Source organism: Levilinea saccharolytica, assembly GCF_001306035.1.
Lineage (GTDB): Bacteria > Chloroflexota > Anaerolineae > Anaerolineales > Anaerolineaceae > Levilinea > Levilinea saccharolytica.
Window position 1 is genome coordinate 26,997 of the sequence record NZ_LGCM01000060.1, and the last position, 22,447, is coordinate 49,443.

Here is a 22,447-nt window from a genome sequence, read left to right on the forward strand (position 1 = left end):
TTTATTCTCCTACATAACATTCAAAGATCCCGCCGCAGTACCCGGGATCGCCGGGTTCCAATTCTTTGGGGTCGTTCTTCACACATTGCAGCGTCACCGGATCAGGAATATCGCCGTTCCAACACAATTTTGGAGCAGGTCTGGCCAGGCGCAGTTTACCTTCGGCCAGCACCGTGCCGTCTGGGCCTTTCACCCGATAGGGGTAGGTAATTTCCCAAAACGGGGGGTTGATCACATACGCGTGGATCAAGGTCACGAATCCCTGACGATCGCTGCCGGCCGCCGGGGTCAATTCCGCGCTCAGCCAGGCCGTGGCCGAATTCATCTCCGCCAGTTCCAGGCGCGTGCCCGCCGCCAACGGCTGGCTCATCTGGAATGCCAGGGTGCAGGACACCGCCGGGACAGAAAGGTTCACCACATCCCCATTCAGCACGGCAGGTTTGCCGCCCGCGGGCATCTCGTACACGCCGCCGGCATAGTTAGCCGCGCCGTTGAACTCCAGACCCATACACCAGGCCGTCAGGCCCTGAGGCACCTCGGTCGGCACAGGTTGTGCTTCAGTCGGTGCCGCCGTAGGTTGGGGTTCTGGGGTCGGTTCCGCTGTGGGCACAGCGGTAGGCTCCGCCGTAGCGGTGGGCTCCGCAGGAACAGCCGTGGGGGCCTGACTGGGGGCGGCTTCCGCCGCGGGGGTCACCGGGGCCGCGGGGGAGCAGGCCGCCAACACCATCAGGCAGGCTGCCATCACCCACCCCACCAGCGCGCGATTGTGCAAAATGAACTTATGCATACTGCACTCCCAATTCACAAGGTTGCTCAACCCCGCTGCCGTTCCGCAGCTCAGGGTTGAGGGGGTTCCGAATAATAAAAAATGCCGCCGTCCTCCACGCGCAGGGCGCGGTACAGGCCGGTCACCAGCGTGCGGATGCGTTCTTCCGTCCGCTCGCCGTACAGTTCGGCCAACTGGTCGTCAATTTGATCAAACAGCACCAGTGCCGCCCCATCCTCGCGGAACAGGCGCTGCGCCGGATCCTGGCTCAGGTCGCCGTCACCGTAACGGCTGAACTCACTCAGCCCCTGGTTCAGGTACACCTCTTTCAGCGGGTACGAGGCACGCCCCGTCATGGCCAGCAAAGCCGTCTCTTGATTGGTGATGATCAGGGTATCTTCCGGCAGTGCCCGAACCGCCTGAATCAGCTCCGATCCGCGCCATTCCGCCGAATTGTACCCCAAACCCAGCCGGGCGTACTGTTTTGCCACCGGCAGCGACAAGCGCGCATACCACAGGCCCGCCAGAATCAGCGCCGCCGCCAGCCCCACCCGCACCCAGGCCGTCCGCGCCGCGAAGCGCCCGCTCACCCAGGCCAGCCCCACCGCCGCCACCAGCACCGCCAGATGCAGCGGCGATAGCATGCGCGCATTGATGGTGATCGGCGGATAGGTGGTGAGCTTAACCCCCAGCGTCACCGCCAAAAACAACCCGCAGAAGATCCCCAGCAAAGCCAGCAGCCGCCGGGCATCCTCCCATTCCGCGCCGCGCCGCGTGCGCAGGCGCAGCCCCACCCACAGCGCCCAGCCGATCAAGGCCGCCGCGGCAGCCCAGGGCAAAATCTGGTTAAGTATGCCCGGGTAAGGGGATTGATACACCCACGCATCCGGCACCAGCCAAAAGAGCAGCGCCGCCGAAAAATCGGGCCAAAATTCCATAAAACGCTGACCCAAACCGCCCGCGCCCAACAGGCTGCGCGAGGCCACGGTGGCCGTCTGGCTCAGGTCATAGGCAATCCATATCATCATCGGCAGCAGGGCCAACCCACCGTACACCGCCGCGTCCCGCAGCCGCGCTTTCCAGCTCGGACGCCCAAAGATCAGCAGGCCCAGCCCGCCGGCCGCTGCAAAAGCCACCGCGTTATAGCGCGTGAGGAAAGCCAGTCCCGCCAAAACGCCCGCGGCGGTCAGGGTTTTCCAGCTCGCTCCCGCCGACCACAGGCGCAGCAGCAGCCCCAGGCTGGCAAACCCCAAAAAGAGCGCCAACGGCTCTGACATGGCCCACACCGCCGCCGGCATCAGCACCGGCGAGGCCAGGGTCAGCCCCGCCGCCAGCCAGGCGTACAGGGTGGAACGTGTGGCGCGTGCCGTCATCAGCCCCGCCAACACCACCAGCCCGCCCATCAGCACGGCGTTTAACCAGCGCGCCGCCGCTTCCAGATTAGCGGTGAACAGCCCCAAGAAGCTCAGCACCAGCGAGAAAAAGGGAGGGAAGTACGGTAGCAGGCGAAATTCGCCCTGCGGCCCCACCAGCCCCAGCCCCACCCCCGCCAGCAAATTGCGCGCGGAGGTGATGTAGATGGTGGCGTCCCCGCCAATCCCCGGCCCCCAGGTGGTGGCATACAGCACCAGCCCGGCCCCCGCCGCCCCCAAAGCAGCCAGCCCGCCCCAACGCACCGCGGGGCGCTGCATCCAGGTTTCCACTTTCGCCCAGGCCGCTTTCATGGGGTCACCTTTTGCGCCTTTTCAAACAGAGCCTGATCGCCGAACAGCCCCAGGTACACATACCCGGCCGCCTCCAACGGTTGGCGCACTTGCGCCAGATCAGGGTAGGCCCCGGCTGCCGCGATGACAAATTCTACCCCCAGTTCGGGCAGCATGGCGATGCTCTCTGCGGAGGGGAACTGCTCCATCACCGGCCGGATGCGCGCATACTGCGGTGGGGGGAAAGCGTTAAAAAACCCGCCCACAAACGGTTTGCCGTGTTCCAGGGTGTAATAGGTCTGCTCCTGATCTTCGCTCAGGATAAAGGGGAACTGGATCACCGCCCCTTGCCCGGGACGCTGCGCCAGGGCCGCATCCACCGGACGGGCCTGCACCGGCGCGAATTCCTGCACCGGCCCCGGATAGAAATCCAGCAGCACCAGGGCCAGCATGCCCAAGAGCACGGCCCCTTTCCAGCGCTGCGCCGTGCGGCCCAGCACCTGCGCCGCGCCCAGCCCCGCGCCCACGCTGACGAACAGCAGCGCAAACAGCCCAAAGCGCATCAGGGCGCGCAGTTTGGCATAAAACGGAAAATGATCAAAAAGATAATAGCCCGGCAGGTGCACCAGCGGGATCTCCGTGCGCCCCAGCACCCCTTGCAGGAATCCAGGAACGCTCACCCGCACCGGTTCGCTCAGCCAATGCAGATCGGTGCCCATCGCCAGCACTACCGCCGCCGCCCCCGCCCAAAACAGGCTCACCACCAGCCGCCGGTGCCCGCCCCGCCTGCGCAGGATCAGGGCCAACAGGGCCAAAGCCCCCGCCGCCGCGCCCACGTACAGAGTGGCTTCCACCCACAGCTCACGGTTAAAATGCTCGCCCACCCAGCGCCCCCACAGAAAATGGTCGGTGGAGGGCAGCAAAAAATCGGTCGGGCTGGCCGAATAGCGCCGCGTCACGGCGATATCCCGATCCGGCAGACCGCCCTGCTGGTTCAAGGCCACGTACGGCCCCACGCCCAGCGCCGTCAACGGCAGGGCCGCCAGCCCCAGAATCACAATCTGCGCCCAAAAATTGCGCTGCGCCAGCCGCCAGGCGGAACGCGCTTTGCGCTGCGTCCAGGCGTCGTCCAGCAGATAGGCTGCTGCAAAGACCGCCCCCACCAGCAGGGCCATGTACAGGTAATACTGCGAGGTCAGTGCGGTGAGGCCCAGCCCCACCCCGCCCAGCACGGCGGCCTTACGCCCCTCGCGGCCGGTATCTTCCAGCGTGCCATGCAGCCCCCAAAAGAAGAGCGGCAGCCACATGGTTCCCGATAGGTTTAAATGGCCGATCAGGAAATGCGCCGTGCGGTAAGGCAGACAGGCAAAAGCCGTTCCCGCCACCAGCCCCGCCCCCCAACTGCCGGTCAGCTTGCGCACCCACAAGAACATGAACAGGCCCGAAAGCGCATAGCTCAACAGCATGGCCGCGTTGTAACCGAAGGTCGCCCCGCCCACCAGGCTAAAGGGCAGCGCCAGCCCCAGCATGGCCGGGGTGATCTCGGTGTAGGCCATGTTCCAGCCTTCCGGGTAATTCAAGAACCACACGTCAAAGGGGTTGGCCCCCAGATCAAACAGGGCCTTCTTCACCCAGCCGATCATCCACACAAAGTAAATGTTATCGCCGATGCGCCCGGCCAGAGCCGACCCCATGTGCAGCACCAGCGGCCAGGTCATCACCACCCCCAGAATCGCAAAAAACAGCGCCGCCCCCACCCATCTGCGCCCGCCGAACCATCGTTCGCCTGCCTGTCGCGCTCGTTCCACGCTGCCTGTCCCTCACCTCACCAGGTGATCCGGCGTCCTTCCGCCGCGGATTGATGCACCGCCAGGGCCAGTTCCAACGCCCGTTGGCCGCCTTCCAGCCCGCAGACCGGCTCGGCCTTGCCCTGCATCACGTCCATAAAATGCTGCATCTCCGCCAGGAACAGGTGGTTGCGCTCAAAATCCGCCGGGGGCAGATAGACTTCTTCCGCTCCGTCCTCGGCCTTCACCCAGCGGGCCGCGCCGTCGGCATTATCCCACCGCAGCAGCCCCTCGGTGCAGGTGATCTCCAGGCGGTGTACCGGCGGCCGCCGGTAGTAATCCAGGTGCAGGCTGGCTACCGCGCCGCTTTCAAAGCGCAGGCCGATCTCACCGATATCTTCCACCTCAATTTCCAAATCGCTGATCTGGCCCGTGAAGGCCCACAGCCCGTTCACCTCGCCCAGCAGCCAGCGCAGGTAGTCCAGGGGGTGCGAGAGCGTCACCACCACCCCGCCGCCCAGGTCGGCCCGCGCGCTGTAGCTCTGGCGGTAATCTTCCCACGGGTGCCAGGCAGGCAAATATTCGCCCCATTCCACCCGCGCCGAAAGCGGTCGCCCCGCGGTCTGCTGGCGAATCAGCTCGGCCAGTTTTTGCAGGCCGGGGTGAAAGCGGAATTGAAAGCCCACCAGCAGCTTCCCGCCGCCCTGCCGCAGCGCCTCGTCCAGGGCTGCAACCCCCGCCAGGCTGTGCGAGATGGGTTTTTCCATCAAGATGTGACAACCCGCCTCGGCCGCGGGCAAGGCCACGTCCAGATGGTTGGCGGTCGGGTTGGCGATGATCACCGCGTCGGGTTGGTGGGCCAGCGCCGCCCCCAGGTCATATTCCACCGTCAGCCCCGCCAGTTCGTCCTCCGGCAGGGTGCTTTTGCCCGTGCGGTACAGCACAATGTCGTCCTGTCCCAGGGCGCGCAGATTGCGCAAGTGCCGCCGCCCGATGGAACCGTAGCCCGCGATCATGAATCTCATGCTGCTCTCCTCGTCAAGCCTCCAGCGCCAGCTTCGCCAGGGCTGCCCCTGTGCGCTTGCCCGCGCTGCCGTCGGTATAGGTCACTTCATCCTGCACAAACTTGCGCCGCTCCGCCCCGTCCAATTGGGGGTCGCGCAAATAGGCGTCCAGCGCGGCGCGCAGCTGCCCTTCATCAAAAGCCACCCGTCCGGCCTGGGCCTCGCGGAAGCGCTGGTGGGTGGGCCATTCGGCAATTTCGGTCAGCGCCAGCGAGAATTTCCCCGGCGTGTTCCAGCCGCCCGGCGTATCCAGACACACGCTCACAATCGGGCGGTCGTGAATGGCCGTCTCCACCACCATGGTGGAATACACCGTGGTGAACACGTCCGAATGCGCCATCATCGAGGCCTTCTCCGGCATATCCTCGCCGGAGTAATACCCCAGCTCCCCGCCCAGCGCCACCGGCTCCACCAGATGGACATGCGGCATAGACTGAATCATCTGCCGCACGCGCTGGGCTTCCTGCTCATACAGCGACCCCGGCATAAAATGGTTGGGGTGCAGGCGAATCAGCAGCTGGCTGGGTTGGGCCAGTGCGTCCGCTGAAACCAAACGCGCCAGGGTTTCCATGTTGCGGAAGTTGGGTGAAAAGGTCACAAACGAACAGGCGTACGAAATCAGCTTGCGCTGCGGATCCAGCCCGTGCATGCGGAAGTACTCCTCGCGCGGAATGACCCATTCCTTGCGGAAATAGCCGTCGTAGGTGGGGATGCCGCCCACATGCACGCGCTCCGGCGCCCAATCGGACCCCAGCACCAGTTCGCGCTTTTGAATCTCAGACCAGCAGGTGGCGTAATCCACCCGCGCCCCCGGCAGGCGGTAGCTGGAGGGGTTATCCCAGCCGATGATAGCCGCCGCCGTGCGCACCCCGCGCTGCCCGGCCTGGCGCAGCAGGTAGCGGTCCAGCCGCCATCCGGGCGTGCTGGCCACCACCAGACTGGGCTGGTATTGATCCAGTAAATCGCCGTACAGGTCGGGGGTAAAACGCATCTGCGCCCGCACCAGGCCCTGGCGCATCCAGCGCGAACGGCGCAGCCCCCAGGTCAGCCCGCGAATCAGCGGCATGAGGCGTTTGGCTTTGGCACTGGATTCATAATCCATCTGGCGCAAGTGCCCATCCATGGCGTTGGTGTTGATGCGCTGCGAGCCGCCCATCCAGCGCAGGAAGTGGAGCCAGTACTGCAGGGTGTGGTCATTACGCTCAAAATACTGCCGCGCCTGCGGAAAGCGCAGTCCCTCCACTGTCAGTCCCGGCCGCCCAAAGCGCTGCGAAATCTGCTCGCGCAGGCCGTCGTCGGTCAACAGCACCACCTCCAGCCCCGCATCCAGCAGGGTGGGCAAAACATCGCTCTGCAAAAAGTACACAATCGCCAGGCCGTGATCGGCGCTGATGAACACTCGTTTGGTCATACGCTGCTCGCTTCGGCTCCTGTCAACCGCTCACTCGCGGTCATAATACCAACGAAAAATGGCGTCATACATGCCCAGCATCACCTTGCGCACCGGCGGAAAATCCAAAATGCCCGCCCGGCGGCTGCGCACGGCCCGGGCAGCCGTGGCCGAAACCATCCCCGGCATGTTGCGCAGCGTGTTGCTCATATTCATCGCCAGCGGTTCCAGCGGCATCAGCCGCAAATACCCCGCCGCGTTCATGCGCTCATCCAACTGCTTCACCTGCCCCATCGGGCGGCTCATGCTGAAGGGCAAAAACTCCGCCAGCACGTCTTTGCGCGCCAGGAACTGCCAGTGCGAAGCCCCGGCGATGGCCTGCACGCCCGCATAGGTCAGGCGCACATCCTGGCTGCTGTCGTAATGCGCGCGGATCTCCTCTTCGCTCTGCCCCAGGCTCAAATCGAACTCGCGGAAGACCTCAAACGGGATCAGCTGCCCGCGCTCCACCTGGGCTTCCCGCTCCCCCCAGGCCTCGGTGGCGGTGTAGTACTCCGGCTTGGTGCGAAACGGCCGCGCCGTAACCATGCCCACCTTGGGGAAGGTCTCCAGCAGTTTCATGCTGGTCCCCAGCCAGCCTTTGTGGAAGTAGCAGTCGTTGTCGGTATAGGCGATGACTTCCCCCGGCGCACCCGCCAGGATCATGTTCCAGGCCCCGCCCTTGCCCAAATTCTTCTCGCTCAGCATCAGGTGCTGAATCTTACCGGCCTCGTGCTGATCCAGCAGATACTGGCGCACTTCCGGGCAGCTGGCATTGTCAAATACCAAAAGGTCAAAGGGCAGGTCCGTGTTTTCCCACAGGCTGCCCAAACAGGCCTTCAAAACGTCCAGCATCTCGGCGTAAAATCCGCTCAGAAACGGGATGTAGTTCAGCACCGCCACGGTAATTTTTTCCGGCTGGCTGACGTCTTTCACAAACTTAGCGGGGTTCTGTCCAACGCGCATCACGCTCTCCCAAACAAGATCCAACTAGCTTTTTCGCGCCCGCAGCCAGGCGCGGGCTTCGCGGTAGGCTTTCAGCGGGTGAAACACAGCGTAAAACGCCTGCCCCAAGGTCATGCTGCGTAGCTTCACCAGAGGGAAGATCTCCACCTCGCGCCAGAAGCGCTTCCAGCTCAGCCGCGGCCTACGCAGCTCCCCCTGCACCAGCTCGCGCTCGCAGTCCCACAGCCCAAAGATAGTGCGCCGCCCGCCCGCCAAACGCACGTTGTCGTTGGTCTCCGGCAGACGGTAATGCGGCTGTCCGTTGGGCAAATGGCTGTAATCATGATCCTGATGCACAATGCGCATGCTGGGGGTGGCGTTCACCACCGTCCAGCCGCTGCGCCGCGCTTCATAGATCATCCAGTTATCCCAACCCGCCCGGCCGATGGCAAAAGCGGGCATGTGGCCAAAGCAGGCACGTGGAAAGAAGAAATAATCGCTGCCTCCCGGCGGGTGCAGCCGTCCGCGGGCCTGAATATCCGCGCTCAGGCGGTCGTCCCACCCCGGCGAAAAATCCAGCCGCTCGCGCACGTCCAGATCCCAGCGCTGCCCCACCATCAAAAACCGCTCGCGCAGCGCGCGAACCTGCTCCACCGCCGGAATCAATTCCGGCAGCAGCAGAATATCCGCGTTCACATAGCCCAAAATCGGGCTGTCCGAATGTTCCCGCGCCAATTCAAAAATCGAACTGACCAGCGGCGTGCCCAAAGCGTTGCGGGCCACCTGCGGCAAATGGCGCAGGCCCATTTCCGCTGCCGTCTCCGCCAGGCCGTCCTCTTCGCCCACCAGCACAATCTCCACCGCCGGCCCCAGCGCCTTCCAGGATTCCAGGGCGTTGCGCTGAATGGTGCTGATGTGCGCATCGCGAAACGGCTTGGGGGCGGTGAACAGGGTGATCAGGCTCATGGCTGCCCTCCCAGCGCGCGCGGATCCACTTCCTGGGTCTGTTTGGCGGCCACATCGGCGTTAATGCGCGTCAATTCCGGCTCGCGCTGCACCAGTTCCAGCACTTCCAGCCAGGAAAAATCCTCGCGCCCCGCAAAACGCCCCACAATCTGGCGCAGCAATTCCAAATCTGCCGGGGTGTCCACCGTCCAGCGCAGCGCGCCGTAATCCGGGTCGTGATCCACCACCCGCACGCGGAAGCGGCCTTCCTGATCGTAGAAATAGGGCATCACGTGCTCGCGCTCATAGGGTTCCGCCGCCTCGCGCCAGGCGCGTTCCAACCCGGCGTAGCTGCACACCTCGGTGTCCAGCCCAATGGGATAGGTGCGCTTCCAGGGCGGCGGCAGCCGGTTGGCGGCAAAATCCGCCCCGGACTCAAAAAAGGCCGCGATGGTCTCGTCCATCACCCCTGGGTCAATCAGGGGGCAGTCGCCCGTCACGCGCACCACCACATCCGCCTGAAAGGCCTGCGCTGCGCGGTAAAAACGGTCCAGCACGTCAAACACACTCCCGCGGAACACGGGAATATCGTGCGCCGTGCACAGCGCCGCGATGGGGTCATCTGCCGGGTCGTCCGTGGTGGCCACGCCCACCGCATCCACGCGCGCGGCCCGCCGGGCACGTTCCACCGCCCACAGGAGCATGGGCTTACCGCCGATGTCTTTCAGCACTTTGCCGGGAAGCCGGCTGGAACCCATGCGGGCCTGAATGATCGCTACCGTTCGCACATCGTCCTCAACGTTCTGCGCGCCGTTTGGCCTGGGTTTGCACCGCCAGGTCGTAGGCCGCCAACAGTTTTTGAAAATTTTTCTTCCAATCAGCGCGTTCTTCGGCCAGTCTGCGCGTCGCGCTCCTCATGCGCGCCAGCGCGGCCCGGTCTTGCGCCGCTCTCACCATCACCGCCGCCAGGGCTTCGGCGTCCCCCGCCGGAAAGCGCCAGCCGTGTTCCCCGGTCTGCACCCATTCGGCGTTGCTGGGAATATCCGTCACCACGGACGGACGGCCGCAGGCCAGGGCTTCCATCAGCGACACCGAAGAGCCGTCGCTGTAGGCCGCGCTCACGTACACATCCGCCAGGCGGTAAAATTCCGCCAGGTGGGCGTTGCTCACCTGCCCGCCGAACCACACCCGTTCCGTCATGCCCGCCTGCTCCAGCAGACGGCGCAGTTCCGCGGCCTGCGACCCGCCCCCCAGCAGCACCAGCCGCAGTTCAGGCACTTCCCGCGCAGCGCGGCAAAAAGCCCGCACGACCACATCCACGCCGTACAGCGGCTCCCAGGCGCGCAGCGAAAGGAGCACAAACGCGTCCTCCCAGCCCATACGCGCCCGCTGGGCCGGCGCCTCCCCCGGCGAAAACCGGGTCAGGTCCACGCCCCAGGGAAAAAGCACCATGCGTTCGCGCGGAAAGCCAAATTCCGCCGCCCGATCCGCCACCGCCTGGCAGTCGCCCACCAGAACATCCGTGCGGCGCAGGGTGAACTGCGTGGCCCAGCGCCATGCGCGGCTGCGGTCGGCATCTTTGAGCAGGTCCGAGCCCCACGACATGCTCACCAGCGGGTGAAAGCCCGCCGCCGCGGTCAAAAAGGCCGCCGTCTGCACGCTGCCTGCGTGCACCACATCCGGCTGCACCCGCCGCAGCACCTGGCGCAGACTGCTCACCAGCCGCAGCCCCTCCTGCCAGCGCGCGGGGCGGTCCCCGCCGTACCAGTGAATCTGCTGCACCGCCGCCGGAATCGGCCGGTCTTCCCGCTGCATCCCGCGCCGCTCCAACCGCAAAAAGCTCACCGTGTGTTCGCTGTCGGCCAGCGCCGTCAAGAAGCGGTGATCGTGAGGGGTGTAGTCGCGGGTGAAATACAAAACGCGCAATCAGGCTCCCAACTGGGTCCAGCGCAGTTCTTTACCGAAGGGGATGTCCTCGATGGTCGTCGTGCCCACCACCGCCTCAATTTCATGCGGGCGGATGGCTCCAGGGGCGGCCGGGCGCAGCACGTCAATCATCTCGCGGGTCATCTTTTCGCCCGCGCGAATGTCGCGCGCCGCCCGCAGGCAGCGCCGCTGCACCACGGAGGTGTCCACTTCATTCTCAGCGATGGTCTTATCCGCCGAACCCAAAGCCCGCTCCAGATAGCGCGTGTTTTCCACCATCTCGTTCCAAGAATCCGGGTTCATGGCAAATTTATGATCCGGCCCCTCGCGCGAATTGTCGTCCGTGAAGTGCTTTTCCACCACGCGCGCCCCCAGCGTCACCGCACCCAACACGGTCACATGCCCCGGGGTGTGGTCCGAAAGGCCCAGCACCACCTGGGGGAACATCAGCCGGTAGGTTTCCAGCACGCGCAGGTTGATATATTTAAAATTCTCCAGGCTGGCGGTGTAATTGGTGTTGCACTGCATCAGCACCAGCTGGGGGTTAATCTTCAAAATGGCATGCACCGCCCGCTGCACCTCGCCGATCTCAGCTGCACCGGTGGCCAGCAGCACAGGCTTGTTCTTGCGCGCCATTCGCTCCAGAGCTTCGATCCAATCAATTTCGCCCGAGCCAATCTTATAAGCGGGCATGTAGGCGTCCAGCAGGTCAATCGCATCAAAATCATAGGGCGAGGAGAAATACTCAATCCCCACCTCTTCGCACACCGCTTTCAGCTCCTCGCTCCAATCGAAGGGGATGGAAGCGTCCTGGTACACCTCAAACACCGACTTTTTCCAACTCGCCTGGTGTGAAAGCTGCCCCCCCATGTGGCGAAAACCGTAATCCGAAACGATTTTGGGCGCGCGGAAGTTTTGGAATTTGGCCGCGTCTGCCCCGGCCTGTTTGGCCAGGCGGATCAAATACTTGGCGCGTTCCAAACTGCCGTCGTGGTTCGCGGCGATGTCGGCGATGAAATAGGTGGGGTTATCGCCGCCAATGGTCCGGTTTCCAATTCTCATTTCCATCTTTCTCTCCTCAGGGTGGAAATCCCTCCCCTGCCTGTTCTCAGGCAGGCGCAGGTTAAGCGGCCGCGCCCAGGGTGCGCAGCATATCTGGGTATCCCTGGCGGAACTGGTGATAGAACAAATCCAAGCCCGCGCTCACATCCGGCAAATCCTGGCCCAACGCCGCACGCAGCTTTTCGGTGTTCAGGGTTAAATTGGGCGAACGCGCCGCCGCCAAACCGCCGTCATACACCGAGGCCGGCTCGATCAGCTTGGCCGAAAAGCGGAATCGCCGCGCAATCCGCAGCCCAAATTCATATTTGCTCAAAGCCTCCGGGCCCACCACGTGGTACAGGCCCGTCAGCCCCTGCGCCGCCATCTCGGCCAGCAGGTCGCTCAAGTGGATCACGTTCATCGGGCAGAAGAGCACATCCGTAAAGCCCTTCATGTTTCTGCCCGCCCGCAGGTTATTAAAGAACCACTCCGCCAGGCTGCGCTTGCCCGCCAGGCTCCAGCCAAAGAAGTTCACCCGCGCCACCAGCGCCTGCGGAAAAGCCGCCAGAACGGCCTGCTCCCCAGCCAGTTTGGTGCGTGCGTACACGCTCAGCGGGTTGGGGGTGTCCTCCTCGCGGTAATAGCCCACCTTGCCGTCAAAGACCGCATCGGTGGAAATATGCACCATCTGAATTCCCAGCCGCGCCGCCGCACGGGCCAGTTCGGCCGGCAGCTCGGCGTTCACGCGCAAGGCCGCCTGGGGGTCGCTTTCGCAGGCGTCCACGTTGGCCATCGCCGCCGCGTGCAGAATCACGTCGGGGCGCGCCGCCTCCAGCACTGCGTCCACGGCGCCGGGCTGGCTCAAATCGGCCTGAAGCGTTTCAAACGGAACCCCCACCAGACCCTGGCGGTGCACTACCCCCACCACCGTCTGCTGGCGGGCGTGCCGCAGGGCGAAATTCAGCCCCAGCAGGCCGCCAGCGCCGGTCACCAGCCAGCGCGTCATTCCAGCTTGCCCTCATACAGCGCGGTTTCAATGGGCGCGATCATGTCCTGAATCTGCTCAATCGTCATCCATTCCGGGTTGTTGTTGCTGGCGTACAAAAAGCCGTCCGGCAGTGACTTGCCCTTCTGGGCCCATTCCTGCCCGCGCCACTGGGTTTCCCAGGGCGTATCCACCGGCTGCACCACAAACATATCCTCCAGTTCCACCGTGGAACGAGCCTCATCTTCCGAAATCAACAGCTCGTGCAGCTTTTCGCCCGGGCGAATGCCGATAACATTGATCTCGGCCTCCGGCGAAATGGCCCGCGCCAGATCCACCAGGCTCATGCTGGGAATTTTGGGCACGAACACTTCGCCGCCGTGCATCTGTTCCAAACAGCGGATCACGAAGCGCACGCCCTGTTCCAGCGAGATCCAAAAGCGGGTCATGCGTTCATCGGTCACGCTCAGCGGGCCGTTGTTGCGCTGCTTCAGGAACATGGGCACCACACTGCCGCGGCTGCCTACCACGTTGCCGTAGCGCACGCAGCTAAAGCGCGTGGACGTGCCGCCCGCGTAGGCGTTGCTCTGTACAAACAGCTTTTCCGCCGCCAGCTTGGTGGCCCCATACAGATTCACGGGGTTGACCGCCTTATCCGTGCTCAGGGCGATCACCCGCCCCACGCCCGCGTCCAGGGCGGCGTCAATCACGTTGCTGCTGCCCAGGATATTGGTCTTGATGGCTTCCATGGGGTTATATTCACAGGCCGGAACCTGCTTGAGGGCTGCCGCATGCACCACAATATCCACACCGTTAAACGCCCGCCGCAGACGCTGCACATCGCGAATGTCGCCAATGAAATAGCGCAGCGAAGGGTGATCAAAGCCCGCCACACGCATCTCGTGCTGTTTCAGTTCATCACGGCTGTAAATGATGATCTTGGCCGGGTGATATTCTTTCAGCATGACATCCACAAATTTCTTGCCAAACGACCCAGTCCCGCCGGTCACCAACACCACTTTCTTGGTCCAATCCATATCAATCTCCTTGCTCAGGTTTAACCGCAGCGGGGGATGTCCCCCCGGATTTGATCACTTTACGTAGAATCGGCCGCGTGGGGCTGTGGCGGGCCGCCTCTTCAAAGCCCAGTGCGCGGTAGGTCTTGGCCAGGCCGGTGTAGGCATACACATCCGGGTAGGCCCCGCCGGCCGGTTCCACCGGATAGGCTTCCACCACCTGCGCCCCCTGCTGCGCGGCATACTCCACCGCCCCAGCGATCAACGCCCGCATCACCCCCTGGCGGCGTTTGTGGCGCGCCACATAAAAACACACAATCGCCCAAACCGGCTGGTCATCCACGCGCTTCAGCACCCGCGAACGCTCCAGGGTCGGGAACTCGTCACGCGGCCCCAGGCTGACCCAGCCCACGGCCTTCCCATCAGCATACGCCAGCAGACCCGGCACATGCCCCTCATCCACCAGCGCACGCAGGCTTTGGCGGTGAGGTTCGCCTTTTCCAGCGTCAAAGGCTTTGCGCGGCAGCCGCCAATACATGCACCAGCAGCCGCCGTACGCCCCTTTGGCCCCAAACAGGCCCTCCAGGTCGCCCCAGCGCTCCGGCGTCACCGGAAGCACGGTCATCCCGCCCAACTGCGCGCTGTGTTTGTCCATCTCAGCCCTCATGCCTTACGCACGATCACCAGGGGATACTGTCCGTTTTCGCCAAAATACTTTGGCCAGCGCTCTTCCATCCAAAACAGCAGCCGCAGGCAGTATTTGCCGCCCAACGCGGTGTGCATGAGCGCCCGCAGCCAGCGCACGCTGACGCTGCGCCACACGCGAATTTCCAGCGGCATACGGCTGCCCACTTCCTGGCGCAGCCAATCGGCGTCCAGTTTGCGCACAAACGTGCCGGTGGGGTCCGCGGGTTTAGCCGCCGCGCGCGCAGCAGGGCTGGCCTCAGCCGTCACCTTACCCCGGCGCTTCGCCACCCAGGTGCCCAGCCGTTCCATCAGACGCACCCAGGGCTGGCAGCGCCGCATCAGGCGCGACTCGGTCCAGCCGTTCACGATCACCGCGCTGCCGTCCGCGGCCAACACGCGCTGAATCTCGTCGTAGGCCCGCGGCTGATCCTGCAAGGGCAGGTGGTGCAGCGTGTGCAGCGAAACCACCCCGTCAAACGCATCCGCACGAAAGGGCAGCCGCGACACATCCGCCACAACATACACCCCGTGCGCGCCCAGACGTTTACGCGCCTCCTGAAGAGCCACAATCGAAAGGTCCAGGCATACCCGCCGCTGATAACCGTGCGAGTAAGTCAGATATTCCACATACTGCACCGGCCCCGATCCGGCGTCCAACAAGAAACGGCCTTCCGCTTTCAGATGGCGGTTGACCCGCAGATGACAGCGGTGGATATATTCCCGCGCCACAGGCCGCAGGTCTTCGTAGCGCGCGTTTTGATACACGCCGCCTTCCACCTGCTGCCAGCCCACCTGGTTATAAAACTGCCGTACCTGATCCTTGACTTCGCCTTCAGACATGCCGCGCCTCTAGTCCACCACGTTAGCCCAGTCAATCGGTTCGCCGGTCAGGTAGCGGAAAGTCTGGCCGTACTGCTCTTTGCCGCTCTCGCTGAACACGTCGCGAATCGACCGCTGTTTGTAATCGTCCCAAACCCGCACCAAATGCCACGGGAAAGGCCGCGGGAAGTCAAAGAAGAAGCGGTACGCGTACGCCCAGGCTTGCTGCACCTGCTCGCGCGTCAGTTTAAACACCTCTGGCTTCTCTAAGACCTGCCCCAGGAGCTTAAAGTACGTCACCCAGGACTCGGGGTCGTGGGTAAAGCCGCGCCCGCGGTAATGGGTCTGACCAGCGGTGATCACCGGCACGCCGCTCATGGCCATTTCCAGGCCCACGGTGGTGGTGTACACCAGACCGGCGTTAGCCACCTCGATGATATCGTAGGTGTTCACCTTGTCTTTGGGCTTAATCAGGTGAATGTGCTCCGGCAAATGCGGCAGCACCGATTTCACCACGTCCACCATAGATTGCCCGTGGGTCAAGACCTCGCCGGGGTGCACGCGGATCACCAGCTGCACATCGCTGCGTCCGGCGAAATACTGCACCGTGCGGCTGATCCACTCGGCCATGCTCTTGCTGAACACCTGGCGGCCCAAAGTGAGACTATCGCCCAACACATTGGTAGCCAACAGTACCACCGGGCGTTCATCCAGCCCCAGGGCCTGGCGGGCCTGTTCGCCGCCCTGCGCAGGGGTATCCTGCCACAGGCGGGCAAAATTTTCTACCAGCGAAGCCCGCGAGCGCGCCACAAACAGCGAGCGCAGGCGTTCCATCTGTTCTTCGGTCAAAGGCAGGTCGCGCCGCGCCTTCCACAGGCCGTCGGTCTCCTGCCGCATCACTTCCGCGTTCTGCCCCAGCCAAATGCGCTGGCGCTGATCGCCAAATTCATACGTCACCGCCGGGATCTTCATGGCGCGCGCCACGCGGTACACTACGCCCAATTCCTGAATGGTGCCGTTGGGCACAATCACCACATCCGGGCGGTTGGCGCTCAGCCAGGCCTGTGCCGCGCGGGCTGCATCCGCGTTGCGCTCCCAGCGCAGCTTGTAAACTTCGCTTTCGGGGTCCACATCTTCCACCTGCAGAGTGTACTGCGTGTCAAAAACGGTCACGCGTTCCACCAGATCGCGCATGCCCTCGCCCATCGGCTTGTAATTGGTACGCATATTCAAGAGCGACACCGACTCCATCACCGGCGCGGCCGCCTCCAGCACCTTGCGGGCATAGTAGTTCTGGCGGCGCAGGTCAAAGCGGTTGATCGGCGACTGCCATTCAGCATAAGGCAGAAAGCCCAAAGTCACCTTGTGGCCCTGCGAGGCCAGCGCCAGTCCCAGCAGCGCGGCATGCTCAATCCAATAATGCAGGGTGGCGAAAATGAACACATTCTTTCCCGCGGGTGCATTCTGCCGCAGCGCCGCCGCCTGCGCCACCAGATCGGGCATGGCGTTTTGCAGATGGCGCAGCGAGAACCGGCTTTGGATTGGCTTTCCGCGCTGACGCACCAGCCAATACAACTCCGCAGTGAACGGAATTTGCCCCAAAAGGTTCTTAATGCCTTCTTTACTGGAAAGAGCCATACCTACACCACCTTAATGTGCCAATCTAATCGCGGGCGGACGGGGCCTAAGCGCAGTTCCGGCCACTGTGTGCCCGGCGCCCCAGCCGCGTCAACGTTGAACGTCAGAGCCTGTTCATCCTGAAAATAGCGACGCACCCGAAAAGAGCTGGCGTTCACCCCAATCACATAACGCCCCTCGTTCAAAAAGTCGGCGGGCAGCACGCACCGGCTGACATATTCCCCCGGCGCGCGCGTGGCGTAGCGTTCAAATTTTTCAGGATCATCCGTATCAAACGAGGTCAGAATATACTCGCCCCGTGTGCTCATCAAATAAATGCCCACCCGCAGCCCCTGCACCGGCGCGTTCAGCCGGTAGGCAATTTCCAGGGTGATGGGTTCGCGCGAGCGCACCGTGTCTGCAATGGCCCCCGCCGGGTTGCACACACGCACCGCCAGCGGACGGAACGGCTCCGCACTGGCTGGGATCTCATCCTCGCGCCATTCGCGCACGCCTTCCTGCGAAAAGCCCTGCGACAGGTAAAAATCCACGGCTTCTGTAGTCGGCGCGCGCATCACCAGCCGCCCCTTATCAATCACCAGTGTCTCTTGGGTCAGGCGCAGCACCGCCGACATGTTGTGGCTGACAAACAGCACCGTGCGCCCCTGCTGGGCCACGTCGCTCATCTTGCCCAGGCACTTGCGCTGAAATTCGGCGTCGCCCACGGCCAGCACTTCGTCCACCACCAAAATCTCCGGCTCCAAATGCGCCGCCACAGCAAAGGCCAGGCGCAGGTACATGCCCGAAGAATAGCGCTTCACGGGGGTGTCAATAAATTGCTCCACCTCCGCAAACTGCACAATCTCATCAAATTTGCTGGCAATTTCGGCCCGTTTCATGCCCAAAATCGCCCCGTTCAAAAAGATGTTCTCGCGCCCGCTCAATTCGGGGTGAAAGCCCGTGCCCACTTCCAGCAAGGACCCCACCCGCCCGCGGATTTCAGCGGCCCCTTCGCTGGGGTCGGTGACGCGCGAGAGCAGCTTCAGCAGGGTGCTTTTGCCTGCCCCGTTGCGCCCGATCACGCCCAGCACCTGCCCCTGCTGCACCTCGAAGCTCACATTGCGCAGCGCCCAGAATTTCTTGCCGCTTTCGGCCGAGGGTTCGCGCCGCCCCGAAAACATCTCGCCCAGGGCGTCGCGCAGGGTCTGATAATTCGTCCCGCTCGTCCCCAGCCGGTACTGTTTGCCCAGATTTTCCACTCGAATGGCCAGATCGCTCATGCCGCCGCCTCCTTACACCATATCCGCAAACTGGCGTTCCATGCGGCGGAAGAAGATCAGCCCGCTCACCAGCAGCAGCAGCGACACCAGCACCGAAACCCACATCATCGGCCCCGGCGCGCCGCTTTCCATGCCCAGCAGCGCCCAGCGGAAGCCGTTCACCACCCCCACCATGGGGTTCAGCGCGTACAGAATCCGCCAGCTTTCCGGAACCAGACTGCTGCCGTAAGCGATGGGCGTGATCAGCAGCCAGAATTGCGACAAAAACGGCGTGATGTAATTGATGTCGCGGTACATCACGTTCAGCGCCGCCAGCCACAGGCCCACCCCCAAAGCGGTGATGAGAGTCAGCAGCAGGAAGAAAATCACCGGCCAAACCGGCCCCGCCAGCGGCGTGCCAAAATACAGCATAATCCCCGCCAGCACCACGCTGGCGATCAAAAAGTCCACCACCCCCGCCAGGATGGAAGCCATCGGCAGAATCACCCGCGGGAAATAGATCTTGGTGATCATGTGGCGGTTGTTCACCAGCGAATGGCTGGCCACGGTCAGCGCCGTGGCAAACAGCTCCCAGGGCAGCAAACCGGTGTATGCAAACACCGGGTAGGGCAAATTCTCAGAAGGCACCTTGCCCAGCTCGCCGAAGAAAATGCTGAACACCACCATGGTCATGAACGGCCGCAGTACCGCCCACAACGCCCCCAACAAGGTTTGCTTGTAGCGAACCTTGAGGTCGCGCCAGGTCAGGAAATAGATCAATTCCCGATACTGCCACAAATCGCGCAAATTTAAGGAAAACCAGCCGCGCGGCGGGCGTAAATGGACTACGGGAACATCGTTTGCAGAGGGTGTTATGGCTTTCATGCCGATCCTATCGCAATGTCTCAGCGCGTCTGCGCCGTGCGTGCGCCTCGATACCAATCAATCGTGCGCCGCAGCCCTTCTTCAAAACTGGTGCGCGCCTTGAAACCAAAGTACTGCTCCGCGCGGGTCGTATCCAGCCCGCGCCGCGGCTGCCCGTTGGGCTTGATGGTGTCCCACACCAGCTTGCCCTCAAAACCGGTCAGGCGCGCAATCAGCTCTGCCAGATCGCGGATGGCGATCTCGTGGCCGGAGCCGATGTTGACCGCATCCGGGCCGTTATAGCGCTCAGCGGCCAGCACAATCCCTTCGGCGGCATCTTCGGCATAGATGAATTCGCGCGTGGGCGAGCCGTCTCCCCACAGCACCACTTCCTTCTGCCCCGCTTCCTGCGCCTCGATCATCTTGCGGATCATGGCCGGAATGACGTGCGAAGAGTTCAGGTCAAAATTATCCCGCGGGCCGTACAGGTTCACCGGCAGCAGGAAAATGGCGTTGTAGCCGTACTGTTGGCGGTAGGCCTGCGCCTGCACCAGCAGCATCTTTTTGGCCAGGCCGTAGGGCGCGTTGGTCTCTTCCGGGTAGCCAATCCACAGGTCGTCCTCTTTGAACGGCACCGGCGTGAACTTGGGGTATGCGCACACCGTGCCGATGGCCACGAACTTTTCCACCCCGCGGCGGTAAGACTCGTGCAGAAGCTGCACGCCCATCATTAAATTGTCGTAGAAGAATTCCGCCGGATGTTCGCGGTTGGCGCCGATCCCGCCCACGTGCGCTGCCAGGTGAATGATCACGTCCGGCCGTGCATCGTCCAGCAGGCGCACAATATCGTCGCGCTCCACCAGGTTGTACTTCTCAATCGTTGGCACAAAAATTTCGCCCACACCGCGCTCGCGCAGTTTCTGTTGAACGAACGAGCCTAAAAAGCCGGCCCCGCCGGTCACACACACCCGACGATCTTTCCAAAACGATTCAGTTTCCATAGTCAGCCCTTTGATCGTGATCGTGGTACTCGATAAACACCTTCAGTCCGCGCACAGAAATCAACGGCGCAGCCTCGTCCGTGACCACCTGCAAATTTTGCTCCAGGCAGGTCAGGCGGCACACATCCGCCACATCCCCCTCACCCTCCAGCCGCACCTGCTCCACCCCCTGCGCGCGCAGCTCTTCCACCGCCGCTAAAACCCGCTCCCGCACCAGGCGGTACATGCGAAACGAGTTTTGAATGTAGTCCAGAGTCAGGCGCGCCCGCAGTGCCAGCCCATCCGGCGTGATGATATAACGCAATTTACGGCGCTCAACGCGCCGCGCCTTGATGTATCCCTTTGCAATTAATCGCTTCAGATGCCAGTTAATCGTCCCAACGGCCACCCCCAACTGCGCAGCCAATGACGCCTGGGTAGCATCCGGATCCTGTTCTAGTTGTTCCAGCAGGACTAAATCTCGGTCGGTATCGGGGAAGTTTCCCATAGTCCCTTTCAATATTCAACGGCTGAATTATAAAACCGCCCGCCGAATTGGTCAAGGGACGCCCCCGCCTGTGAGGTTAAAAATGGGTTAACGTTTTACTGCCCGCCCCCGTCCGGCGCCAGCACCTCCCAGCGCCGCACCGTGTAAAAATTGCGCCAGCCCAGCCCAGGGGTGTTGATTTTGGCCGCGCACACCGCCGCCAGCCCGCGCGGCGGCAGGTCTTCGCCCGTCACCACCAGCCAAACCATGCCCCCGCGGTTCAGGTCGTTGGCCTGCACCAGGCTGAAAGGAACCGGCAGCTCGGCCAAATCGCCGTAAAAATCCGTCGCCAGGGTGCGGCTTCCGCGCTCAAACAAGCTCTCGTGCACCCGCGGCAGCCAAGCGGCGCCCGCGGCCTCGTCTGCTATCACCTGCACCGTGGAGCCAGCCGCATGATGGAACACAAAGCCTTTTTCCCCCTGCGCGCACTGCGGAGCCGCCGCCGTGCTGGGCTGCGCCAGGGCAAAGACCGCCAGCGCCCCCACACAGCTCCACGCGCTCACCACCCCCGCCCAACCCCACAGCAGCCCGCGCGGCGTATCTGCCTCAGCCGCCAACCAGCCGTCCAGCACTTTCAGGCGTAAGCGCGTGCCCACTTCCCACACCCCCAGGGCGGGCAAAGTCACCAGCAGGGGCAGGCTGGCCGCGTAAGCGCGCATGCGCCCAGCATCTACCGGCGGCACAAAGGGCACCGAAAGCAGCAGGCCTGCCAGCCCAAACGCCAGCAGCCCCACCCAGGCCTCTCGCCGCCGCCGGATCATCCCCCACAGACCCGCTGCGCTGAGCGCGTACAGACCCCAAATCATCACGCGAACGCTCAAGCGTGTTTCCAGGTTCAATTGGCTGTCCACAAAGCCGAACACACCTTCGCGGTCTGGCCGGAAGAAGTCGCCCCAGGCTCGGAGCGCCCCCGTCAGGGTATCCTGCGGGCGGGTGCGCATACGCTCCAGCGCCAGGGCATAGATCTCCTGCGAACGCTGCGGCTCATCCAGTTTGGCCACCTGCGGGGCGTCCGCCTCAATCTGCTGCCAGCCTTTGCCCCCCGCCGCCAGCCCGTAGAGGGTGTCGGCAAAATTGGCAAAGGCCACCCCGCCTGGGGCGCTGAGGGTTTTCACCAGCAGCAGGTTGGCCCCAAAGGCCAGCCCCACCGCCGCCAACCCCAAAGCCGCCCGTCCCAAAATGCGCGGCCAGCCCTTTACCCCCCACACCCCCAGCCACACCACCCACAGCGCCAGGGTAAAGAAGGCCCCCGCGCGCGCATTGAGCGCCAGCGCCGAAAGGGCCAGCCCCGCCGCGATCGTCCACAAGCGGCCTTCCGCCGCCCCGCGCCACAGCAGCCCCCATCCCAAAGCCCCCAGCGCCAGCCCCAGGCTCTCGGTCATGGTGGTTCCAGTAAAGCGGCGGCTGAACAGGAACAGCCCTACCAGCACTACCGCCCCGGCCAGACTGCCGTGGGTGCGCGCCATCTCCCGCGCCGCCAGCCAGCAGCTGACGGCCGTCACCAGGGCGGTCAGCGCCAGGGCCGCCTGCAAGTTGCGCCCGCTCAAGGCCAGCGCCCCCGCCAAAAATGCTGGAAACAGCGGCCGGCGCGCCGAAAAAGACGAAAGCAGATCCCCCTCGGTCACGCGCAGCGCGTCGCGGTAATACACCTGTGCATCGCTGTAGGGCAGCAGCCCCCCCACCGTGTACGATTCGCTTGCCCCGCTGGCCCACAGCCCCGCCAGCGGCAGACAAAACAGCACCAGGGTCAGCCCCAGAGCCGCGCTTTGCCCCCACCCGCCCCGCAGCCGGAAAGCCAGCGTCAGCAAAATCAGCGCGGCTGGCACGACCAGGGTCAAGTCATAGCGCGCGCTCAGCCCCACCACCCGCGGCAGCGGGGTGGTTAACACCCAAACCGCCGCGGCCAGCGCCGCGCTCATCCCCGCCAGCCAGCTCAGCCAACTCATTTTGCCTGCGTCTGCCTTGTGCAAATTTCAGCTCCCTCTGCCCGCGTAGATGCAGACCATTATACCCTCTCCCCTGGATCGGCAAAAAGGATCCCCTCCCGCAGGTGGGGAGGGGATCAAC

The 22,447-nt window shown here is 63.4% G+C and carries 20 protein-coding genes; all 20 read right to left on the reverse strand.

The annotated features are described in order from the left end of the window. Position 1: 1 nt before the first annotated feature. The 20 genes from ADN01_RS16090 to ADN01_RS16185 all read right to left on the reverse strand — a co-directional run bounded on the left by ADN01_RS16090 (position 2) and on the right by ADN01_RS16185 (position 22,326). The gene (locus ADN01_RS16090) at positions 2–787 is read right to left on the reverse strand and encodes a hypothetical protein (RefSeq protein WP_062419070.1); all 786 of its coding nucleotides are present in this window, start codon (positions 785–787) and stop codon (positions 2–4) included. A 50-nt stretch (positions 788–837) separates the two neighbouring features. Further along, entirely contained in the window at positions 838–2,490 is a 1,653-nt protein-coding gene (locus tag ADN01_RS16095) for a phospholipid carrier-dependent glycosyltransferase (RefSeq protein WP_075071283.1), read from the reverse strand. Then, positions 2,487–4,277 carry a YfhO family protein gene (locus ADN01_RS16100; protein ID WP_147239092.1) on the reverse strand — a complete coding sequence of 597 codons (1,791 nt, stop codon included), beginning with the start codon at positions 4,275–4,277 and terminating at the stop codon, positions 2,487–2,489. Before ADN01_RS16100 ends, ADN01_RS16095 begins: the two co-directional genes overlap by 4 nt. A 17-nt stretch (positions 4,278–4,294) precedes the next feature. After that, positions 4,295–5,281: a Gfo/Idh/MocA family protein gene (locus ADN01_RS16105; RefSeq protein ID WP_062419072.1), complete on the reverse strand. Its 987-nt coding sequence runs from the start codon at positions 5,279–5,281 to the stop codon at positions 4,295–4,297. 13 nt (positions 5,282–5,294) lie between these two features. Next, positions 5,295–6,731 (reverse strand): UDP-N-acetyl glucosamine 2-epimerase, encoded by a 1,437-nt coding sequence (locus tag ADN01_RS16110; RefSeq protein WP_062419073.1) that lies wholly within the window; start codon positions 6,729–6,731, stop codon positions 5,295–5,297. 30 nt (positions 6,732–6,761) lie between these two features. After that, positions 6,762–7,715 (reverse strand): glycosyltransferase family A protein, encoded by a 954-nt coding sequence (locus tag ADN01_RS16115; RefSeq protein WP_062419074.1) that lies wholly within the window; start codon positions 7,713–7,715, stop codon positions 6,762–6,764. Between the two features lie 24 nt (positions 7,716–7,739). Then, complete coding sequence (locus ADN01_RS16120; RefSeq protein WP_062419075.1) at positions 7,740–8,660, reverse strand: hypothetical protein; 921 nt, start codon at positions 8,658–8,660, stop codon at positions 7,740–7,742. Next, a complete protein-coding gene (locus ADN01_RS16125; protein WP_075071284.1) occupies positions 8,657–9,427 on the reverse strand; it encodes a cytidylyltransferase domain-containing protein in 771 nt (256 codons plus the stop codon). The genes ADN01_RS16120 and ADN01_RS16125 overlap by 4 nt, the downstream gene beginning before the upstream one ends. A 7-nt stretch (positions 9,428–9,434) precedes the next feature. Beyond that, positions 9,435–10,565, reverse strand: coding sequence for a glycosyltransferase (locus ADN01_RS16130; RefSeq protein WP_062419076.1), 1,131 nt, complete (start codon positions 10,563–10,565; stop codon positions 9,435–9,437). Further along, positions 10,566–11,633 (reverse strand): N-acetylneuraminate synthase family protein, encoded by a 1,068-nt coding sequence (locus ADN01_RS16135; RefSeq protein ID WP_113918881.1) that lies wholly within the window; start codon positions 11,631–11,633, stop codon positions 10,566–10,568. A 55-nt stretch (positions 11,634–11,688) separates the two neighbouring features. Beyond that, positions 11,689–12,612, reverse strand: a complete 924-nt coding sequence (locus tag ADN01_RS16140; RefSeq protein ID WP_062419077.1) for an SDR family oxidoreductase — start codon at positions 12,610–12,612, stop codon at positions 11,689–11,691. Then, positions 12,609–13,628 carry a UDP-N-acetylglucosamine 4,6-dehydratase (inverting) gene (gene pseB, locus ADN01_RS16145; protein ID WP_062419078.1) on the reverse strand — a complete coding sequence of 340 codons (1,020 nt, stop codon included), beginning with the start codon at positions 13,626–13,628 and terminating at the stop codon, positions 12,609–12,611. The genes ADN01_RS16140 and pseB overlap by 4 nt, the downstream gene beginning before the upstream one ends. Position 13,629: 1 nt before the next feature. Beyond that, a complete protein-coding gene (locus ADN01_RS16150) occupies positions 13,630–14,262 on the reverse strand; it encodes a GNAT family N-acetyltransferase (RefSeq protein ID WP_062419079.1) in 633 nt (210 codons plus the stop codon). 8 nt (positions 14,263–14,270) lie between these two features. Next, on the reverse strand, positions 14,271–15,134 hold the full coding sequence (locus ADN01_RS16155) for a class I SAM-dependent methyltransferase (protein WP_062419080.1): 864 nt from the start codon (positions 15,132–15,134) through the stop codon (positions 14,271–14,273). A gap of 9 nt (positions 15,135–15,143) precedes the next feature. Beyond that, positions 15,144–16,751: a capsular polysaccharide export protein, LipB/KpsS family gene (locus ADN01_RS16160; RefSeq protein ID WP_062419081.1), complete on the reverse strand. Its 1,608-nt coding sequence runs from the start codon at positions 16,749–16,751 to the stop codon at positions 15,144–15,146. A gap of 2 nt (positions 16,752–16,753) precedes the next feature. After that, a complete protein-coding gene (locus tag ADN01_RS16165) occupies positions 16,754–18,010 on the reverse strand; it encodes an ABC transporter ATP-binding protein (protein WP_062419082.1) in 1,257 nt (418 codons plus the stop codon). A gap of 12 nt (positions 18,011–18,022) precedes the next feature. Then, entirely contained in the window at positions 18,023–18,874 is an 852-nt protein-coding gene (locus tag ADN01_RS16170) for an ABC transporter permease (RefSeq protein ID WP_062419083.1), read from the reverse strand. Between the two features lie 20 nt (positions 18,875–18,894). Further along, complete coding sequence (locus tag ADN01_RS16175; protein WP_062419084.1) at positions 18,895–19,854, reverse strand: GDP-L-fucose synthase family protein; 960 nt, start codon at positions 19,852–19,854, stop codon at positions 18,895–18,897. Then, positions 19,844–20,341: a winged helix-turn-helix transcriptional regulator gene (locus ADN01_RS16180; RefSeq protein WP_062419085.1), complete on the reverse strand. Its 498-nt coding sequence runs from the start codon at positions 20,339–20,341 to the stop codon at positions 19,844–19,846. The genes ADN01_RS16175 and ADN01_RS16180 overlap by 11 nt, the downstream gene beginning before the upstream one ends. Positions 20,342–20,436: 95 nt before the next feature. Beyond that, positions 20,437–22,326: a hypothetical protein gene (locus ADN01_RS16185; RefSeq protein ID WP_075071285.1), complete on the reverse strand. Its 1,890-nt coding sequence runs from the start codon at positions 22,324–22,326 to the stop codon at positions 20,437–20,439. Between the last annotated feature and the right edge of the window lie 121 nt (positions 22,327–22,447).